We start from the raw sequence: 17663 nt of genomic DNA on the forward strand, positions 1-17663 counted from the left end.
AGTCGTGCGGCTATCGGATTAGCCCTGAAAAACCGGTCGGAAAGGGCCGACAGGTGCCGCCAGACGGCGCAAAAGCCGCATCAGCAATTTCGCATAATGCATATTATGTCAAATCGTCGCCGGAGCTGGCTGGCGCGGCTCATTCGCCTTGCGGCACGGCTCTTGCCTGCCGAACCTCAGTCACGGTTCCTGGCACAGGGGGTGCCTGCATGACGGACGTCGATCTCGACGGCGAATGGTACGGATGGCGGCTGAGAGGCCGCCATCTCGTTTCTGAGGACGGCCAGCGCATGACCGTCGAACGCCTGCGCGGCCTGATGTGGCGCGACAAGATGGAACTGCGCCTCAAAGGCTACGCAAGTCGTCGCGCGGCTGAGGAAGCGCGGCGAAACGCGTCTCGACCGCAGCTGGTGAAAGTCGTTATTGTCGAGCTGGCCGACGTCCGCCACCGTGGCGTCTCAGCATCATGAGTCCGGCCGCATGCCTTTGATGTAGTACTTGGTAGCCTTGCGCGTACCGGTCGTTTCCAGCATCCCGGAATCAACTAGAGGCCGCAGCGCAAGCTGGGCAACAGCGACTTCAATCTAAAGAAGCTGCGCCATGGTGGTTATGGTGAGCCCGGGATTGCGCTGCAATAGCTCAGTGATCTCGATACGCCGCTCCTCGAGGTAGCTATCGATCGTGCCCCGCTGTTTCCTGGGGTAGCGCTGTTCTAAGAGCGCGGTGAGCTTCGTCCCCAACTCCGTGTAAGAGCTGTACTGGATTCGGTCTAAGCCCCTCAGGTCAGAGGGAACTTCGGCTACGTCGGTCTTGGATGGGTCGAGCGCAATAAACCATTGGTCACCCAAAGCCATGGCAAAGCCAAGCTCTAAAGTAACGTTCGGATTCCAACCCGAAATGTCGAAGATTGAGAAGTCCGATCCACGAATGTAGGTCTCGATCTTCTTCATGATGTGCATATTCGTGATCTTCTCGTCAGCAAATATGAACGTCACGTCGTACTTTTCCTCAAGCTCCTTGTACTGCTTGCGGTAGTCGTCTTTCGGATACAGACGATACGAATACGCAACGAATACCTGCTTACGAAGAAGCGATTGTTGAAGTTCAGACATTACTCTTCTCCGTCATCATCTGCATGCCTCGCGCACGTTGTTGTCGAGCTGCTGCAGTAACTCATAAGTGCGGCGCATCCCGACTACCTCAAGCGTTCGCTCCCGCGACGCCTTCGCGGCGTCGCATGCTGAGGGATTCCGCGCACCATCCTGGCGAACGCGATGGCCGGTGGCACCGACACCTCCACTAGTGCCCGCAAGCTGCGAGAGGTAACGCGAGTCCGCCTCGGCTTGCTTGCGCTCGTGGTAGCGACGCCAAAGCTCTTGATTACTGGGCGGGGGCTCCGGCGTGGCATCCCAGCTGCGGGTCTGCGCGTAGCCGGCGGGGCATGGCCCGCTGTAGAAGTGCACCGCCCCACCCTTGCCAACACATCTATTGACGACCTGCGCCGAAGCGCTGCCGGCGATCAGCGCGGCAAACAACACGATTCCCTGTCGCATCGCTCCATCCGTCCCCCTGTGGACTGCGACGAGCGTATCAAAAACGGGTTTGGCGGGTGTGCGTGTCCCGGCACCGGCCCGGCCGCAAGAGTGACTACGGCGGCGGCTACCGACCGGCACAGGTCGAACCGGTTATCCGTGGGCTGCGCCCACACCCGCTCAACGCGGCCGAATCGCCCTCGCCCGCTGACCGCTTGAGGAGAGCGCCAAGCGCGTCGCGCGGCGTCCATCGACCGTGAGCCGTACTTGATACGGCAGGCCATCCCAGCCGCGTTGAACGGCCTCCAGAAAGCCCTTGTCGGCCAGGTTCCCGGCGGTCTGTCGCGACTTGCCCCGAAGCCAGGTCGCGGCGATCGGCGCGGCCCTTTCGCTCCAGATCCGCGCGATCGACGAATCGGCCGCCTCGTCGATCGACGCGGCTCTTTCTGCCTGGTAGATCTGCACCAACAACGCGCGTTGCGCCTTCGACAAGTCGGAGAAGTTCATACGACGACCGCCAGCACGGCGAAATGGGCCGGGTAGAACGCGTAGAACGCCCACCGCAGGCGCGGCACGTGCGGCGCGTAGGCTTGCACCGCCGCAATCACCGGGAGCGCCAGCAGCGCGCCGAAATTGCCGTTCGCGAAGTGCAGCGACAGCAGCGCCGCGAACGCGGTAGCCCCCGCGCCTGGCGTGCCCGCGATGAACCACCAGCGGGCAGCGACGATCAGCGCAAGGCCCGGCCACCCGTAGTCAACCACGACGCCCAGCACGAAGAACGCAGCCACGGCCGACTTGCGCCAATCGGCCTCCCACAGCGCGATCACCAGCACCGCCGCGGCGAACGTGAACATCACGTTGAGCGGCATCGGCATGCCCAACGAGGTGAGCGGCATCGCGGCGAGCATGCCGAAGAACAGCAGGCGTGCCGAAAGACGTGCGAGCGCGACACCTGGGCGCGCCAGATTCCACGCCAGCACGACCGCGAAGATGGGAAACGCGATGCGGCCGACCACATACATCGCCGGCACGCTTCGATCCAGCAGGAACGTATTGACGTGGTCCACCACCATCAGCAGCAGCGCGACCCACTTCAACGCTTCGGTGGCGACCAACGTGCGCGCCTGAGGCGCGATGACGTTCACTTCCCGCCTCCGGCTGCGCCGGTGGGCATGGCTCCAGCGTAGGCGATCACACTGCCTGTTGTGGGACCGGCGTCGGCGTGAGGGTGCTCGCTGCCGCTCGCACCGTCACGCGCGCCGCCGCTCGTGTCGTACAGACGGGGTTCCCCGTCCCGGAGGGGCTTGTCCAGCGGCCACGCGGTGGCGATCAAGGCCTCATCCCTCGCCTGTAGGCGAAGCCCATAGGTGTGCACGGTGACGTCAATGCCCAGGGCACGCAGCTGCGCGATGTTGAGACGCTCAATCGCGGTCTGCGACGGGTCGATCCATTCGACCAATGCCCGGGCGTCCCACCCCTCCCCCATCAACGCCGCCAGCCGGATCCGCGAACGCTCGCTCAGTTCCCACACGTAGCGTTGTTCCGGCGTCAGCTTCGCGAGCTTCGCCGCCCGCACCTGGGCGGCCGCTTCAATCTTCGGTGTAGCCGGAGCCGGTGGCGTAGCCCTCGGGCCCTCTGCCTGCGGCGCGATCTTCGCCGGCGCCTGCGCGTGCGGTGTCTTCACCAGCTTCGTACCGCCACCGCCGAAGAAGTCGAGCAGGAACCAGATGGAAAACAGGCCCAGCGGCACGATGATCAAGGCGCGCGGCGCCATGGTTTTCCAAAGGCTCAACCGGCCGGCGCCGTAGACCGCCGTTTGCACTTCATCCGACGTGATGCCCTTGTACAACGGGAAAATCGCGGCCTTGTACGTCTTCGTCTCGCCGCCGATCTTCTCGTAGCGGTCCGGCGCGATGGTCTGGTAGTACGTCACGCGATACGCGCTCTCGCCCTTCTTCCCGAGCGCGGAAAGCTTCTGGAACGTGTTCTTTCGCTCGATACGAGCGCGCAGGGCGACGTGCACACGCTTGTAGAACTGCGTCATGATCAACACGTCTAGGCCGAAGTGGCGATGCAGCGCGAAGAACTGTTCCCGCTCCTTCGGCATCGCTTCGCGCGTTCCGCCCACGTAGAAGTCGTGGACTTCATCGATCACCACCAGCGCATTGCGCAGGTGTTCGGCGATATGCCACTCGCCGGCTTCATCCTGCGTGGCGACGAAGGTTTCCAACACCTTATCGCTCGGAACGTGCACCAGAAGACGGCGAATCTCCGCCGGGTCCATTTGCAGGTACACCGCGATCTTTTCATGGTCGAGGCCATTCACCCGCGCATACACCGGGCGGCCGGCTTTGAGCGCCGGGAGAATATGGTTCGCGACGGAGTCGTAGCTCTTGCCCGAGCCCGGAACGCCTTCATTGAATACAAGCATGGGTCACCACTGTCCGAGGGTGAGAAGCTTCCGCACCATGCGGAAGGCAAAACCAGCCGAAAGGATCAGGAAACACTCGCCGATGCGGAACGTTCCAATGAGCCACGCAATCGTTGGCCCAGCCTGCCCCAGCAATCCGTCCAGGCTGTACTGCGTGACGAAGTCGGGAACCGGGATCGATTCAATGACGGTGGCGAAGAAGTCGCACACCGTGTCCACCGCATTGAGCAGGAGATCGCCGCAGAACTCCACGAATGCATCCCACAGCGCCTTCAGCTGCTGCGCGATCCACGTGGTTAGATCAGTGAGCCACCCCGCTTGTGCGCTCACAGGAACCCCCACTTGAACGCAACAAACGCAGCCACGGCCATGAGCAACATCGCACCCCACGCGAACGCCTGGAGCATGGTCTGCGAGCAATGGAAATCGAACACCATCGCGCGCCAATAATCACTGGCTGGGACCGTCCACGTCGGGCAGCTGCCACCGACGCTCACCGTGAAGAATTGCGTTCCCGCGCTCGCGATCGGCGCGTTCGTCACGCGCTGCTTGAACTCGCCGAAGACCTCCGACACCGTGCGGCCTTCACCTTCGTACAGGTCCCCAACGCCTTCGCCAGGGCTGCCTTCACCATCGCCCTCACCGTCACCTTCGCCGCCTCCCGTACCGTCGCCGTTCTCACCCTGATTGCTACTTCCGGCGTTGGTTCCGTTGACCGTCGTGTAGTTCGTGGTCGTCGTTGTCGTCGTCGTCGTGGTGTTGTTGACCGTGCGCGTGCTCGTTGTCGTCGCGCTATCCCCCGATTTCTGCAACTGATCACCGGACGGCAAATTCACATTGGTCGGTGGAATCTCATTTGGACCCGCATTGCGCTTCTGCAGTGTGTCCATATCGGGCTTCTCGCCCGTTTCGCCTGGCTTCCAGCAGATTTGGCGCCCGGTGCTGGCGCTATAACACTGCTCTCCGGTGTCCGACTTAAGACACACGGTCTGCGAACCCATCTGCTGGCAGTATTGCGGCTGCTCCGGTAGCGGCTTCGTGTCAGGCGTGTTGGCGCACGAATTACCCGTTGGCTTCGACCCGCCAAGGCTCTTGTAAGTCACACCGCCTGCGGTGAAGGTTTGCCGGTCGGTCGGATTGCCGAACTCGCAACCGTCGTGACACATCAACGCCGAACCGGTGTACCAGCCGCTCGACCTCGCCGGCATCGCCAAGCATCGCTGCGGGTCAAAACAGGTTTTCGAAGCATCGTCCCACGTCGTGCCGGATGGGCACGGAATGAAAGCAAAGGTGTCGCGCGAGCCGTTGTAATCCTGAACGTATCCGAGTGTGGTATGGCCCGCCCTCCACGTCGTGGAAGTCCTCGCAGTGCAAACCGGACCCGTATGACCACCTCCCGTACTGGCAACCTTCTCGGTCACCCACGCCATGCAGTACTCGTACGCCGTCTGCTGTGTACACGGATGACCCGCACCGCCCGGTGAGCAGACTTCGCCGCCAGGCGCGGCGCGGGCAGTGCCGATGCCGAACCATGCCAGCCCACCAACGACGAGAACCAACGCAACGCGCCGCACAACGGCGCCGACGAAGATGCGGCCGACGTTCATACGTCAAGGCCCTTGACACACGCGACGCCGCAACAGGCGCCGAGGAAACCGCAGAACAGGCACAGCAGCATGTTTCCTCCTTCGCGATCGGGGGCACCGCGCGGGTGCCCCGTCACGCGGTTTCGATCAACCGAAGAACTTCGCGACCTTCTTCGCGCCCCACTTGGCGAAACCCACCAGCGCGAGGATGGCGGCGGCGGCGATGATGGCGGTCACGGCCGACGCGCCGTCCAAGCCGGACAGGATGCCGCTGAAATCCGTGCCACCGCCGCTGGTCGCGAGGGCGCCGGTCGAAACGGTCGCCAGAGCGGCGGCCGACGCGGCGACGGAAGCCAGCTTGCCATTGATACGCTTGAGCATTGGAACTCTCCTTTGGTTGTTGCCGGTCACTTGAAGAACGACGCGACGGAGCCGGCCATCCGCGCGACGATGAACCAGAAAATCACCGCGCCCAGGGCGCCGACGAACCAACCCGTTGCGACTTCCGGGGTGGGTGCGTCGAAGACCTGATGAACCAGCGCGTAGAACGAATGTTCCGAGCCCGAGACCAGTACGTAGCCCGTGCACTCCTCCACCGCCTGCCCTGTCGGGGCAAGCGTGCCGTCGGGTTGCAGGGCTACGCACAGGGCCACGGGTTACGACGCCTTCGCCACCGACGGCTTACCTTCGATGCGCGTCAGCTTCGGCTTGCGCGCGAGCTTGAAATCGCCGAAGTCGCCGACGCTGACATTGGCCTCCAGGTCGAGCTCGTACTCACCGACCGGGTACGGCGGTTCCTTGCCAAGGTCGAGACGCACGCGATTGCGGAAGAAGGCGTTCTCGGCGACGGCTTCCTGCGTGCGGATCACGCCGGAGCGGTCGCCCTTCTCCCAGCGCTTTTCATCGACGTGTGTATTGGTGACGGTGATCTTCATGGCTATGCGGCCTCTTGAGATTGGATGGTTTGAAGTTGCGCGCGTACGAGCGCAGGGAGGTCGCCGACCACGTTTTTCATTCGTCCCGGGCGACCATCGCGGACGACGTGTTCCATGAGGAATTCCACGGCGTCATCGCCGAGGGCATCCATGACGAGATTCAACGCGGTGCCGGCCTGATTGCGCAGGAAGCGCACCATCGCCTTCGCGCTGGCATTGACCATCTGTTCCTTGGTCAACAGGCGTTCGGCTTCGCCGATGACGTACGCGGCGAGCATCGGGTACGAGCCTGCGAAATACTTGCCGGGGTCGCGCAGCACATCGTTGGGCAGGTCAATGCGCTTGGCGTACAGGCGCAACTCGCAGCGCGTGTGCCCGCTCTCGGGATCGCCTAGCTGCTTGCCCTTCTCGTACACGTTGAGTTGCTTGTGGCCGCGCTGGCCCACGTAGAAGGAACAACCCTTGTTGCTGCCGCAGTCATCGACGTACTGCGCTTGCGGGGGACGGCCGTTCATGACGAACTCGCCTCGGTCGTAGAGATCGCGAAAGGTCTGGAGATTGAAGGTCTCGCCCGTGAGGTCATCGATCGCGATGTCCACGTGGCTGATGCGCGCGTCGAGGTCGTCGAGCACGTTTGCGACTTGCGGCCAGCTACGCACGTGCTGGCACCCTTGGCCGGACAGGCTGATGCAGACCTTGCCGTCGTCGTCCAGGCCGATCTTTCCGCAGACCGATCCGGTCTCATCGACCATCGTTGCGGAGCGCGGATAGAAGTTGAAAACGCGGTCTTGGATCGGACCGACGATGATTGCGCTGCCGGTGCCAAACACGTAACGCACCAGGTCACCGAGCGGCATCTTGCGGGTGAGCTTTTTCGCCTTCTCGCTGTCGATGACGACGACGCAGAAGTCGATGATCGGGGCCGTGAGGGTGGACTTTTGGCCCGTGTTACTACCCGGGCCAACCGGCCGGTTCCCGGCCGCCACTGGTGAAAAGGTGCCGTCAGCCATTGACCACCGCCCGGCGCAGGCACTCCGCGTCCGCCAGTTCGGCGACGGCGGCGTGGTGGATTTCGAGCCAGAACCCGGCGTCGAGCGCGCCGGGGAACAGGTCGGGCTGACGGATCTGCTGATCGCAGATGTCGAGGGCGAGACGCGCGCCGCGTTCGGCGTCGGTGGGCCGACTCATGCGCGCACCCGGGCGAGCTGGCGACGACGGAAGGCGCGCACGCGGCGCATGCACTTCCATTCGTAGTGAGCGGTCCGGATGAGCCGAACGATGCCGCCTGCGTACAGGCCGGCGATGACGGCGAAGATGATTCCGAGCGTGAAAGCGTGGGCGAGTTGTTCGCCGATCTGCTGCGCCTGCTGTGCGTCCATGTCCCCTCCCCTACGAGGGCCGGGGAGACCGGCGCCAGGGGGACGCCGGGAGCCTCTCCCCGGCGGGTGGCTCTATGTCTAGCCCTTGAGCTAGCGAGGGCGAGTATGCCTATCCCTTGAATGGTGTCAAGGGGTAGGCTTATGTCCAGTGATAGGTTGTTCCCAGCGCCAAGGGGGACGCCGACATGGAATGGTTTTTGATGCTCGCGGTTGGAGTTGTCGAACCGGGCTCGCCGTTAGAAGCACGGATCGATGCGGGCATGAAGATTTGCGAGGCCATCCAGCTGCTCGCAGTCGCAGAGGATGGCAAAGTCCCCGAGTCGATCACGATCACGACCGACAAGGGCCACAACTTCAGCTGCAAGGTGCCGAAAGAAAATGTCCTACACCAACGAACTGCTGGACCAATTCAAGGCGAAACGCGGCCTTGAAAGCGACTACGCAGCGGCGAAGGAACTCGGCCTGCGCCCCAATCGCTTGAGCAACTACCGCACAGGCGTCTCGCACGCGGACGATAAGACGGCCGTAATGCTGGCTGATGCGCTCGGCCTGGACAGACTGCAAACAATCGCGCGCGTGAACATGGATCGCGCGCGTGACACGAAGGAACGCGCGTTCTGGCGACACATCGCGGCGGCGGCGGCGCTCGGCGTCGTCGTCCTGATGCCGCTGGGGAACGCGAGCGCTAACCCGTTGAATGCTGAGGCCAGTTCGTCAGCAATGCATATTATGTCAAATCGTCGCCGGAGCTGGCTGGCGCGGCTCATTCGCCTTGCGGCACGGCTCTTGCCTGCCGAACCTCAGTCACGGTTCCTGGCACAGGGGGTGCCTGCATGACGGACGTCGATCTCGACGGCGAATGGTACGGATGGCGGCTGAGAGGCCGCCATCTCGTTTCTGAGGACGGCCAGCGCATGACCGTCGAACGCCTGCGCGGCCTGATGTGGCGCGACAAGATGGAACTGCGCCTCAAAGGCTACGCAAGTCGTCGCGCGGCTGAGGAAGCGCGGCGAAACGCGTCTCGACCGCAGCTGGTGAAAGTCGTTATTGTCGAGCTGGCCGACGTCCGCCACCGTGGCGTCTCAGCATCATGAGTCCGGCCGCATGCCTTTGATGTAGTACTTGGTAGCCTTGCGCGTACCGGTCGTTTCCAGCATCCCGGAATCAACTAGAGGCCGCAGCGCAAGCTGGGCAACAGCGACTTCAATCTAAAGAAGCTGCGCCATGGTGGTTATGGTGAGCCCGGGATTGCGCTGCAATAGCTCAGTGATCTCGATACGCCGCTCCTCGAGGTAGCTATCGATCGTGCCCCGCTGTTTCCTGGGGTAGCGCTGTTCTAAGAGCGCGGTGAGCTTCGTCCCCAACTCCGTGTAAGAGCTGTACTGGATTCGGTCTAAGCCCCTCAGGTCAGAGGGAACTTCGGCTACGTCGGTCTTGGATGGGTCGAGCGCAATAAACCATTGGTCACCCAAAGCCATGGCAAAGCCAAGCTCTAAAGTAACGTTCGGATTCCAACCCGAAATGTCGAAGATTGAGAAGTCCGATCCACGAATGTAGGTCTCGATCTTCTTCATGATGTGCATATTCGTGATCTTCTCGTCAGCAAATATGAACGTCACGTCGTACTTTTCCTCAAGCTCCTTGTACTGCTTGCGGTAGTCGTCTTTCGGATACAGACGATACGAATACGCAACGAATACCTGCTTACGAAGAAGCGATTGTTGAAGTTCAGACATTACTCTTCTCCGTCATCATCTGCATGCCTCGCGCACGTTGTTGTCGAGCTGCTGCAGTAACTCATAAGTGCGGCGCATCCCGACTACCTCAAGCGTTCGCTCCCGCGACGCCTTCGCGGCGTCGCATGCTGAGGGATTCCGCGCACCATCCTGGCGAACGCGATGGCCGGTGGCACCGACACCTCCACTAGTGCCCGCAAGCTGCGAGAGGTAACGCGAGTCCGCCTCGGCTTGCTTGCGCTCGTGGTAGCGACGCCAAAGCTCTTGATTACTGGGCGGGGGCTCCGGCGTGGCATCCCAGCTGCGGGTCTGCGCGTAGCCGGCGGGGCATGGCCCGCTGTAGAAGTGCACCGCCCCACCCTTGCCAACACATCTATTGACGACCTGCGCCGAAGCGCTGCCGGCGATCAGCGCGGCAAACAACACGATTCCCTGTCGCATCGCTCCATCCGTCCCCCTGTGGACTGCGACGAGCGTATCAAAAACGGGTTTGGCGGGTGTGCGTGTCCCGGCACCGGCCCGGCCGCAAGAGTGACTACGGCGGCGGCTACCGACCGGCACAGGTCGAACCGGTTATCCGTGGGCTGCGCCCACACCCGCTCAACGCGGCCGAATCGCCCTCGCCCGCTGACCGCTTGAGGAGAGCGCCAAGCGCGTCGCGCGGCGTCCATCGACCGTGAGCCGTACTTGATACGGCAGGCCATCCCAGCCGCGTTGAACGGCCTCCAGAAAGCCCTTGTCGGCCAGGTTCCCGGCGGTCTGTCGCGACTTGCCCCGAAGCCAGGTCGCGGCGATCGGCGCGGCCCTTTCGCTCCAGATCCGCGCGATCGACGAATCGGCCGCCTCGTCGATCGACGCGGCTCTTTCTGCCTGGTAGATCTGCACCAACAACGCGCGTTGCGCCTTCGACAAGTCGGAGAAGTTCATACGACGACCGCCAGCACGGCGAAATGGGCCGGGTAGAACGCGTAGAACGCCCACCGCAGGCGCGGCACGTGCGGCGCGTAGGCTTGCACCGCCGCAATCACCGGGAGCGCCAGCAGCGCGCCGAAATTGCCGTTCGCGAAGTGCAGCGACAGCAGCGCCGCGAACGCGGTAGCCCCCGCGCCTGGCGTGCCCGCGATGAACCACCAGCGGGCAGCGACGATCAGCGCAAGGCCCGGCCACCCGTAGTCAACCACGACGCCCAGCACGAAGAACGCAGCCACGGCCGACTTGCGCCAATCGGCCTCCCACAGCGCGATCACCAGCACCGCCGCGGCGAACGTGAACATCACGTTGAGCGGCATCGGCATGCCCAACGAGGTGAGCGGCATCGCGGCGAGCATGCCGAAGAACAGCAGGCGTGCCGAAAGACGTGCGAGCGCGACACCTGGGCGCGCCAGATTCCACGCCAGCACGACCGCGAAGATGGGAAACGCGATGCGGCCGACCACATACATCGCCGGCACGCTTCGATCCAGCAGGAACGTATTGACGTGGTCCACCACCATCAGCAGCAGCGCGACCCACTTCAACGCTTCGGTGGCGACCAACGTGCGCGCCTGAGGCGCGATGACGTTCACTTCCCGCCTCCGGCTGCGCCGGTGGGCATGGCTCCAGCGTAGGCGATCACACTGCCTGTTGTGGGACCGGCGTCGGCGTGAGGGTGCTCGCTGCCGCTCGCACCGTCACGCGCGCCGCCGCTCGTGTCGTACAGACGGGGTTCCCCGTCCCGGAGGGGCTTGTCCAGCGGCCACGCGGTGGCGATCAAGGCCTCATCCCTCGCCTGTAGGCGAAGCCCATAGGTGTGCACGGTGACGTCAATGCCCAGGGCACGCAGCTGCGCGATGTTGAGACGCTCAATCGCGGTCTGCGACGGGTCGATCCATTCGACCAATGCCCGGGCGTCCCACCCCTCCCCCATCAACGCCGCCAGCCGGATCCGCGAACGCTCGCTCAGTTCCCACACGTAGCGTTGTTCCGGCGTCAGCTTCGCGAGCTTCGCCGCCCGCACCTGGGCGGCCGCTTCAATCTTCGGTGTAGCCGGAGCCGGTGGCGTAGCCCTCGGGCCCTCTGCCTGCGGCGCGATCTTCGCCGGCGCCTGCGCGTGCGGTGTCTTCACCAGCTTCGTACCGCCACCGCCGAAGAAGTCGAGCAGGAACCAGATGGAAAACAGGCCCAGCGGCACGATGATCAAGGCGCGCGGCGCCATGGTTTTCCAAAGGCTCAACCGGCCGGCGCCGTAGACCGCCGTTTGCACTTCATCCGACGTGATGCCCTTGTACAACGGGAAAATCGCGGCCTTGTACGTCTTCGTCTCGCCGCCGATCTTCTCGTAGCGGTCCGGCGCGATGGTCTGGTAGTACGTCACGCGATACGCGCTCTCGCCCTTCTTCCCGAGCGCGGAAAGCTTCTGGAACGTGTTCTTTCGCTCGATACGAGCGCGCAGGGCGACGTGCACACGCTTGTAGAACTGCGTCATGATCAACACGTCTAGGCCGAAGTGGCGATGCAGCGCGAAGAACTGTTCCCGCTCCTTCGGCATCGCTTCGCGCGTTCCGCCCACGTAGAAGTCGTGGACTTCATCGATCACCACCAGCGCATTGCGCAGGTGTTCGGCGATATGCCACTCGCCGGCTTCATCCTGCGTGGCGACGAAGGTTTCCAACACCTTATCGCTCGGAACGTGCACCAGAAGACGGCGAATCTCCGCCGGGTCCATTTGCAGGTACACCGCGATCTTTTCATGGTCGAGGCCATTCACCCGCGCATACACCGGGCGGCCGGCTTTGAGCGCCGGGAGAATATGGTTCGCGACGGAGTCGTAGCTCTTGCCCGAGCCCGGAACGCCTTCATTGAATACAAGCATGGGTCACCACTGTCCGAGGGTGAGAAGCTTCCGCACCATGCGGAAGGCAAAACCAGCCGAAAGGATCAGGAAACACTCGCCGATGCGGAACGTTCCAATGAGCCACGCAATCGTTGGCCCAGCCTGCCCCAGCAATCCGTCCAGGCTGTACTGCGTGACGAAGTCGGGAACCGGGATCGATTCAATGACGGTGGCGAAGAAGTCGCACACCGTGTCCACCGCATTGAGCAGGAGATCGCCGCAGAACTCCACGAATGCATCCCACAGCGCCTTCAGCTGCTGCGCGATCCACGTGGTTAGATCAGTGAGCCACCCCGCTTGTGCGCTCACAGGAACCCCCACTTGAACGCAACAAACGCAGCCACGGCCATGAGCAACATCGCACCCCACGCGAACGCCTGGAGCATGGTCTGCGAGCAATGGAAATCGAACACCATCGCGCGCCAATAATCACTGGCTGGGACCGTCCACGTCGGGCAGCTGCCACCGACGCTCACCGTGAAGAATTGCGTTCCCGCGCTCGCGATCGGCGCGTTCGTCACGCGCTGCTTGAACTCGCCGAAGACCTCCGACACCGTGCGGCCTTCACCTTCGTACAGGTCCCCAACGCCTTCGCCAGGGCTGCCTTCACCATCGCCCTCACCGTCACCTTCGCCGCCTCCCGTACCGTCGCCGTTCTCACCCTGATTGCTACTTCCGGCGTTGGTTCCGTTGACCGTCGTGTAGTTCGTGGTCGTCGTTGTCGTCGTCGTCGTGGTGTTGTTGACCGTGCGCGTGCTCGTTGTCGTCGCGCTATCCCCCGATTTCTGCAACTGATCACCGGACGGCAAATTCACATTGGTCGGTGGAATCTCATTTGGACCCGCATTGCGCTTCTGCAGTGTGTCCATATCGGGCTTCTCGCCCGTTTCGCCTGGCTTCCAGCAGATTTGGCGCCCGGTGCTGGCGCTATAACACTGCTCTCCGGTGTCCGACTTAAGACACACGGTCTGCGAACCCATCTGCTGGCAGTATTGCGGCTGCTCCGGTAGCGGCTTCGTGTCAGGCGTGTTGGCGCACGAATTACCCGTTGGCTTCGACCCGCCAAGGCTCTTGTAAGTCACACCGCCTGCGGTGAAGGTTTGCCGGTCGGTCGGATTGCCGAACTCGCAACCGTCGTGACACATCAACGCCGAACCGGTGTACCAGCCGCTCGACCTCGCCGGCATCGCCAAGCATCGCTGCGGGTCAAAACAGGTTTTCGAAGCATCGTCCCACGTCGTGCCGGATGGGCACGGAATGAAAGCAAAGGTGTCGCGCGAGCCGTTGTAATCCTGAACGTATCCGAGTGTGGTATGGCCCGCCCTCCACGTCGTGGAAGTCCTCGCAGTGCAAACCGGACCCGTATGACCACCTCCCGTACTGGCAACCTTCTCGGTCACCCACGCCATGCAGTACTCGTACGCCGTCTGCTGTGTACACGGATGACCCGCACCGCCCGGTGAGCAGACTTCGCCGCCAGGCGCGGCGCGGGCAGTGCCGATGCCGAACCATGCCAGCCCACCAACGACGAGAACCAACGCAACGCGCCGCACAACGGCGCCGACGAAGATGCGGCCGACGTTCATACGTCAAGGCCCTTGACACACGCGACGCCGCAACAGGCGCCGAGGAAACCGCAGAACAGGCACAGCAGCATGTTTCCTCCTTCGCGATCGGGGGCACCGCGCGGGTGCCCCGTCACGCGGTTTCGATCAACCGAAGAACTTCGCGACCTTCTTCGCGCCCCACTTGGCGAAACCCACCAGCGCGAGGATGGCGGCGGCGGCGATGATGGCGGTCACGGCCGACGCGCCGTCCAAGCCGGACAGGATGCCGCTGAAATCCGTGCCACCGCCGCTGGTCGCGAGGGCGCCGGTCGAAACGGTCGCCAGAGCGGCGGCCGACGCGGCGACGGAAGCCAGCTTGCCATTGATACGCTTGAGCATTGGAACTCTCCTTTGGTTGTTGCCGGTCACTTGAAGAACGACGCGACGGAGCCGGCCATCCGCGCGACGATGAACCAGAAAATCACCGCGCCCAGGGCGCCGACGAACCAACCCGTTGCGACTTCCGGGGTGGGTGCGTCGAAGACCTGATGAACCAGCGCGTAGAACGAATGTTCCGAGCCCGAGACCAGTACGTAGCCCGTGCACTCCTCCACCGCCTGCCCTGTCGGGGCAAGCGTGCCGTCGGGTTGCAGGGCTACGCACAGGGCCACGGGTTACGACGCCTTCGCCACCGACGGCTTACCTTCGATGCGCGTCAGCTTCGGCTTGCGCGCGAGCTTGAAATCGCCGAAGTCGCCGACGCTGACATTGGCCTCCAGGTCGAGCTCGTACTCACCGACCGGGTACGGCGGTTCCTTGCCAAGGTCGAGACGCACGCGATTGCGGAAGAAGGCGTTCTCGGCGACGGCTTCCTGCGTGCGGATCACGCCGGAGCGGTCGCCCTTCTCCCAGCGCTTTTCATCGACGTGTGTATTGGTGACGGTGATCTTCATGGCTATGCGGCCTCTTGAGATTGGATGGTTTGAAGTTGCGCGCGTACGAGCGCAGGGAGGTCGCCGACCACGTTTTTCATTCGTCCCGGGCGACCATCGCGGACGACGTGTTCCATGAGGAATTCCACGGCGTCATCGCCGAGGGCATCCATGACGAGATTCAACGCGGTGCCGGCCTGATTGCGCAGGAAGCGCACCATCGCCTTCGCGCTGGCATTGACCATCTGTTCCTTGGTCAACAGGCGTTCGGCTTCGCCGATGACGTACGCGGCGAGCATCGGGTACGAGCCTGCGAAATACTTGCCGGGGTCGCGCAGCACATCGTTGGGCAGGTCAATGCGCTTGGCGTACAGGCGCAACTCGCAGCGCGTGTGCCCGCTCTCGGGATCGCCTAGCTGCTTGCCCTTCTCGTACACGTTGAGTTGCTTGTGGCCGCGCTGGCCCACGTAGAAGGAACAACCCTTGTTGCTGCCGCAGTCATCGACGTACTGCGCTTGCGGGGGACGGCCGTTCATGACGAACTCGCCTCGGTCGTAGAGATCGCGAAAGGTCTGGAGATTGAAGGTCTCGCCCGTGAGGTCATCGATCGCGATGTCCACGTGGCTGATGCGCGCGTCGAGGTCGTCGAGCACGTTTGCGACTTGCGGCCAGCTACGCACGTGCTGGCACCCTTGGCCGGACAGGCTGATGCAGACCTTGCCGTCGTCGTCCAGGCCGATCTTTCCGCAGACCGATCCGGTCTCATCGACCATCGTTGCGGAGCGCGGATAGAAGTTGAAAACGCGGTCTTGGATCGGACCGACGATGATTGCGCTGCCGGTGCCAAACACGTAACGCACCAGGTCACCGAGCGGCATCTTGCGGGTGAGCTTTTTCGCCTTCTCGCTGTCGATGACGACGACGCAGAAGTCGATGATCGGGGCCGTGAGGGTGGACTTTTGGCCCGTGTTACTACCCGGGCCAACCGGCCGGTTCCCGGCCGCCACTGGTGAAAAGGTGCCGTCAGCCATTGACCACCGCCCGGCGCAGGCACTCCGCGTCCGCCAGTTCGGCGACGGCGGCGTGGTGGATTTCGAGCCAGAACCCGGCGTCGAGCGCGCCGGGGAACAGGTCGGGCTGACGGATCTGCTGATCGCAGATGTCGAGGGCGAGACGCGCGCCGCGTTCGGCGTCGGTGGGCCGACTCATGCGCGCACCCGGGCGAGCTGGCGACGACGGAAGGCGCGCACGCGGCGCATGCACTTCCATTCGTAGTGAGCGGTCCGGATGAGCCGAACGATGCCGCCTGCGTACAGGCCGGCGATGACGGCGAAGATGATTCCGAGCGTGAAAGCGTGGGCGAGTTGTTCGCCGATCTGCTGCGCCTGCTGTGCGTCCATGTCCCCTCCCCTACGAGGGCCGGGGAGACCGGCGCCAGGGGGACGCCGGGAGCCTCTCCCCGGCGGGTGGCTCTATGTCTAGCCCTTGAGCTAGCGAGGGCGAGTATGCCTATCCCTTGAATGGTGTCAAGGGGTAGGCTTATGTCCAGTGATAGGTTGTTCCCAGCGCCAAGGGGGACGCCGACATGGAATGGTTTTTGATGCTCGCGGTTGGAGTTGTCGAACCGGGCTCGCCGTTAGAAGCACGGATCGATGCGGGCATGAAGATTTGCGAGGCCATCCAGCTGCTCGCAGTCGCAGAGGATGGCAAAGTCCCCGAGTCGATCACGATCACGACCGACAAGGGCCACAACTTCAGCTGCAAGGTGCCGAAAGAAAATGTCCTACACCAACGAACTGCTGGACCAATTCAAGGCGAAACGCGGCCTTGAAAGCGACTACGCAGCGGCGAAGGAACTCGGCCTGCGCCCCAATCGCTTGAGCAACTACCGCACAGGCGTCTCGCACGCGGACGATAAGACGGCCGTAATGCTGGCTGATGCGCTCGGCCTGGACAGACTGCAAACAATCGCGCGCGTGAACATGGATCGCGCGCGTGACACGAAGGAACGCGCGTTCTGGCGACACATCGCGGCGGCGGCGGCGCTCGGCGTCGTCGTCCTGATGCCGCTGGGGAACGCGAGCGCTAACCCGTTGAATGCTGAGGCCAGTTCGTCAGCAATGCATATTATGTTAATCGCCGCCGGGGCGTTGGCCTACATGGCTATGCGGGCTTTTCTGACTCGGCGGTCCTCATGGGCTGCCGATATCTCAGGAACCACCCTCGCACAGGACGTGCCGGCATGAACCTGGATGGGTGGATTGCTAAATATGTGAGTTCTTAGCGGGTGAAACTTTGAGTTTATTGACGTGCTCTGTGATCACTTCCGAGGAACCGCCCGTTCGCCAGCCAAAACCGCCCATTTGTCGACCAACAATCGCCCGCTTTTAGTACCTCAACCAAGAACGCCGCGACGAGCGAGCAACCACCGACAACCCGCCCGCAATTTCTCAGGCCAAACGCGGCCGCCGTATTGGTAGACCGGAACTGTCTAGACGCTGGCTAATGGCCGGCTGGCGCGGCACCAACAACAACATGCTCTGTAGCCTCTTGAGCGCTTCAACAAGATGCCTGGGTTCGACTGCGGTTCGAGGCACGATTCTTGTGGTGTCGACTCTGGAAATTTTACCGCGTGCTCCGTGCAAACTTTGCCGAGGCAGATTGACGTCTCGGAGCGCGCTGGCCCTTGTGATTGACCGTAACGTTGCGGCCC

32 protein-coding genes are annotated in these 17663 nt (G+C 62.9%); 6 read left to right on the forward strand and 26 right to left on the reverse strand.

Going from position 1 to position 17663, the window contains the following annotated elements; translation table 11 throughout:
• Window positions 1-209 precede the first annotated feature (209 nt).
• The gene (locus AC3ANK_RS09455) at window positions 210-470 is read left to right on the forward strand and encodes a DUF3653 domain-containing protein (RefSeq protein ID WP_484170994.1); all 261 of its coding nucleotides are present in this window, start codon (window positions 210-212) and stop codon (window positions 468-470) included.
• Between the two features lie 114 nt (window positions 471-584).
• Here AC3ANK_RS09455 and AC3ANK_RS09460 read toward each other — a convergent pair whose 3' ends face one another.
• The 13 genes from AC3ANK_RS09460 to AC3ANK_RS09520 all read right to left on the reverse strand — a co-directional run bounded on the left by AC3ANK_RS09460 (window position 585) and on the right by AC3ANK_RS09520 (window position 7863).
• Window positions 585-1112: a hypothetical protein gene (locus AC3ANK_RS09460; protein WP_484170995.1), complete on the reverse strand. Its 528-nt coding sequence runs from the start codon at window positions 1110-1112 to the stop codon at window positions 585-587.
• A 15-nt stretch (window positions 1113-1127) separates the two neighbouring features.
• Window positions 1128-1553, reverse strand: a complete 426-nt coding sequence (locus AC3ANK_RS09465; protein ID WP_484170996.1) for a hypothetical protein — start codon at window positions 1551-1553, stop codon at window positions 1128-1130.
• Window positions 1554-1712: 159 nt separating this feature from the next.
• Entirely contained in the window at window positions 1713-2039 is a 327-nt protein-coding gene (locus AC3ANK_RS09470; RefSeq protein WP_484170997.1) for a hypothetical protein, read from the reverse strand.
• Window positions 2036-2677 carry a TraX family protein gene (locus tag AC3ANK_RS09475; RefSeq protein WP_484170998.1) on the reverse strand — a complete coding sequence of 214 codons (642 nt, stop codon included), beginning with the start codon at window positions 2675-2677 and terminating at the stop codon, window positions 2036-2038. Before AC3ANK_RS09475 ends, AC3ANK_RS09470 begins: the two co-directional genes overlap by 4 nt.
• On the reverse strand, window positions 2674-3963 hold the full coding sequence (locus tag AC3ANK_RS09480; RefSeq protein WP_484170999.1) for a zonular occludens toxin domain-containing protein: 1290 nt from the start codon (window positions 3961-3963) through the stop codon (window positions 2674-2676). Before AC3ANK_RS09480 ends, AC3ANK_RS09475 begins: the two co-directional genes overlap by 4 nt.
• A 3-nt stretch (window positions 3964-3966) precedes the next feature.
• Window positions 3967-4293: a phage coat protein gene (locus tag AC3ANK_RS09485; protein ID WP_484171000.1), complete on the reverse strand. Its 327-nt coding sequence runs from the start codon at window positions 4291-4293 to the stop codon at window positions 3967-3969.
• Window positions 4290-5570 carry a hypothetical protein gene (locus AC3ANK_RS09490; protein WP_484171001.1) on the reverse strand — a complete coding sequence of 427 codons (1281 nt, stop codon included), beginning with the start codon at window positions 5568-5570 and terminating at the stop codon, window positions 4290-4292. Before AC3ANK_RS09490 ends, AC3ANK_RS09485 begins: the two co-directional genes overlap by 4 nt.
• A gap of 126 nt (window positions 5571-5696) precedes the next feature.
• Window positions 5697-5816 (reverse strand): capsid protein, encoded by a 120-nt coding sequence (locus tag AC3ANK_RS09495; protein ID WP_484172864.1) that lies wholly within the window; start codon window positions 5814-5816, stop codon window positions 5697-5699.
• Window positions 5817-5956: 140 nt separating this feature from the next.
• The gene (locus AC3ANK_RS09500; RefSeq protein ID WP_484171002.1) at window positions 5957-6202 is read right to left on the reverse strand and encodes a hypothetical protein; all 246 of its coding nucleotides are present in this window, start codon (window positions 6200-6202) and stop codon (window positions 5957-5959) included.
• Between the two features lie 3 nt (window positions 6203-6205).
• Window positions 6206-6484, reverse strand: a complete 279-nt coding sequence (locus AC3ANK_RS09505; protein ID WP_484171003.1) for a hypothetical protein — start codon at window positions 6482-6484, stop codon at window positions 6206-6208.
• 2 nt (window positions 6485-6486) lie between these two features.
• Entirely contained in the window at window positions 6487-7494 is a 1008-nt protein-coding gene (locus tag AC3ANK_RS09510) for a replication initiation factor domain-containing protein (protein ID WP_484171004.1), read from the reverse strand.
• Window positions 7487-7672: a hypothetical protein gene (locus AC3ANK_RS09515; protein ID WP_484171005.1), complete on the reverse strand. Its 186-nt coding sequence runs from the start codon at window positions 7670-7672 to the stop codon at window positions 7487-7489. Before AC3ANK_RS09515 ends, AC3ANK_RS09510 begins: the two co-directional genes overlap by 8 nt.
• Entirely contained in the window at window positions 7669-7863 is a 195-nt protein-coding gene (locus AC3ANK_RS09520; RefSeq protein WP_484171006.1) for a hypothetical protein, read from the reverse strand. The genes AC3ANK_RS09515 and AC3ANK_RS09520 overlap by 4 nt, the downstream gene beginning before the upstream one ends.
• 185 nt (window positions 7864-8048) lie before the next feature.
• Here AC3ANK_RS09520 and AC3ANK_RS09525 point away from each other — a divergent pair, with 185 nt between their 5' ends.
• The 3 genes from AC3ANK_RS09525 to AC3ANK_RS09535 are packed head-to-tail and all read left to right on the forward strand — an operon-like array spanning window position 8049 to window position 8957.
• Window positions 8049-8294, forward strand: coding sequence for a hypothetical protein (locus tag AC3ANK_RS09525; RefSeq protein ID WP_484171007.1), 246 nt, complete (start codon window positions 8049-8051; stop codon window positions 8292-8294).
• The gene (locus AC3ANK_RS09530; protein WP_484171008.1) at window positions 8242-8700 is read left to right on the forward strand and encodes a hypothetical protein; all 459 of its coding nucleotides are present in this window, start codon (window positions 8242-8244) and stop codon (window positions 8698-8700) included. Before AC3ANK_RS09525 ends, AC3ANK_RS09530 begins: the two co-directional genes overlap by 53 nt.
• The gene (locus tag AC3ANK_RS09535) at window positions 8697-8957 is read left to right on the forward strand and encodes a DUF3653 domain-containing protein (RefSeq protein ID WP_484170994.1); all 261 of its coding nucleotides are present in this window, start codon (window positions 8697-8699) and stop codon (window positions 8955-8957) included. Before AC3ANK_RS09530 ends, AC3ANK_RS09535 begins: the two co-directional genes overlap by 4 nt.
• A gap of 114 nt (window positions 8958-9071) precedes the next feature.
• Here AC3ANK_RS09535 and AC3ANK_RS09540 read toward each other — a convergent pair whose 3' ends face one another.
• The 13 genes from AC3ANK_RS09540 to AC3ANK_RS09600 all read right to left on the reverse strand — a co-directional run bounded on the left by AC3ANK_RS09540 (window position 9072) and on the right by AC3ANK_RS09600 (window position 16350).
• On the reverse strand, window positions 9072-9599 hold the full coding sequence (locus tag AC3ANK_RS09540) for a hypothetical protein (RefSeq protein WP_484170995.1): 528 nt from the start codon (window positions 9597-9599) through the stop codon (window positions 9072-9074).
• A gap of 15 nt (window positions 9600-9614) precedes the next feature.
• Window positions 9615-10040 (reverse strand): hypothetical protein, encoded by a 426-nt coding sequence (locus tag AC3ANK_RS09545; protein ID WP_484170996.1) that lies wholly within the window; start codon window positions 10038-10040, stop codon window positions 9615-9617.
• Between the two features lie 159 nt (window positions 10041-10199).
• The gene (locus tag AC3ANK_RS09550; protein ID WP_484170997.1) at window positions 10200-10526 is read right to left on the reverse strand and encodes a hypothetical protein; all 327 of its coding nucleotides are present in this window, start codon (window positions 10524-10526) and stop codon (window positions 10200-10202) included.
• Window positions 10523-11164, reverse strand: a complete 642-nt coding sequence (locus AC3ANK_RS09555; RefSeq protein WP_484170998.1) for a TraX family protein — start codon at window positions 11162-11164, stop codon at window positions 10523-10525. Before AC3ANK_RS09555 ends, AC3ANK_RS09550 begins: the two co-directional genes overlap by 4 nt.
• Window positions 11161-12450, reverse strand: a complete 1290-nt coding sequence (locus AC3ANK_RS09560; RefSeq protein WP_484170999.1) for a zonular occludens toxin domain-containing protein — start codon at window positions 12448-12450, stop codon at window positions 11161-11163. Before AC3ANK_RS09560 ends, AC3ANK_RS09555 begins: the two co-directional genes overlap by 4 nt.
• 3 nt (window positions 12451-12453) lie before the next feature.
• Entirely contained in the window at window positions 12454-12780 is a 327-nt protein-coding gene (locus tag AC3ANK_RS09565; RefSeq protein WP_484171000.1) for a phage coat protein, read from the reverse strand.
• Window positions 12777-14057, reverse strand: coding sequence for a hypothetical protein (locus AC3ANK_RS09570; RefSeq protein WP_484171001.1), 1281 nt, complete (start codon window positions 14055-14057; stop codon window positions 12777-12779). The genes AC3ANK_RS09565 and AC3ANK_RS09570 overlap by 4 nt, the downstream gene beginning before the upstream one ends.
• 126 nt (window positions 14058-14183) lie before the next feature.
• A complete protein-coding gene (locus tag AC3ANK_RS09575) occupies window positions 14184-14303 on the reverse strand; it encodes a capsid protein (protein ID WP_484172864.1) in 120 nt (39 codons plus the stop codon).
• Between the two features lie 140 nt (window positions 14304-14443).
• Window positions 14444-14689: a hypothetical protein gene (locus AC3ANK_RS09580; RefSeq protein ID WP_484171002.1), complete on the reverse strand. Its 246-nt coding sequence runs from the start codon at window positions 14687-14689 to the stop codon at window positions 14444-14446.
• 3 nt (window positions 14690-14692) lie between these two features.
• On the reverse strand, window positions 14693-14971 hold the full coding sequence (locus AC3ANK_RS09585) for a hypothetical protein (RefSeq protein ID WP_484171003.1): 279 nt from the start codon (window positions 14969-14971) through the stop codon (window positions 14693-14695).
• 2 nt (window positions 14972-14973) lie between these two features.
• Window positions 14974-15981, reverse strand: a complete 1008-nt coding sequence (locus tag AC3ANK_RS09590; protein WP_484171004.1) for a replication initiation factor domain-containing protein — start codon at window positions 15979-15981, stop codon at window positions 14974-14976.
• Window positions 15974-16159, reverse strand: coding sequence for a hypothetical protein (locus AC3ANK_RS09595; RefSeq protein WP_484171005.1), 186 nt, complete (start codon window positions 16157-16159; stop codon window positions 15974-15976). Before AC3ANK_RS09595 ends, AC3ANK_RS09590 begins: the two co-directional genes overlap by 8 nt.
• Entirely contained in the window at window positions 16156-16350 is a 195-nt protein-coding gene (locus AC3ANK_RS09600; RefSeq protein WP_484171006.1) for a hypothetical protein, read from the reverse strand. The genes AC3ANK_RS09595 and AC3ANK_RS09600 overlap by 4 nt, the downstream gene beginning before the upstream one ends.
• A gap of 185 nt (window positions 16351-16535) precedes the next feature.
• On the opposite strand from AC3ANK_RS09600, the gene AC3ANK_RS09605 reads away from it, so the two are divergent.
• Together AC3ANK_RS09605 and AC3ANK_RS09610 are read left to right on the forward strand one after the other, a co-directional pair.
• Window positions 16536-16781, forward strand: a complete 246-nt coding sequence (locus AC3ANK_RS09605; RefSeq protein WP_484171007.1) for a hypothetical protein — start codon at window positions 16536-16538, stop codon at window positions 16779-16781.
• Window positions 16729-17196, forward strand: a complete 468-nt coding sequence (locus AC3ANK_RS09610; protein ID WP_484171009.1) for a hypothetical protein — start codon at window positions 16729-16731, stop codon at window positions 17194-17196. Before AC3ANK_RS09605 ends, AC3ANK_RS09610 begins: the two co-directional genes overlap by 53 nt.
• Window positions 17197-17663: the final 467 nt, after the last annotated feature.

This window comes from Lysobacter sp. SCRH-1R (assembly GCF_057747855.1).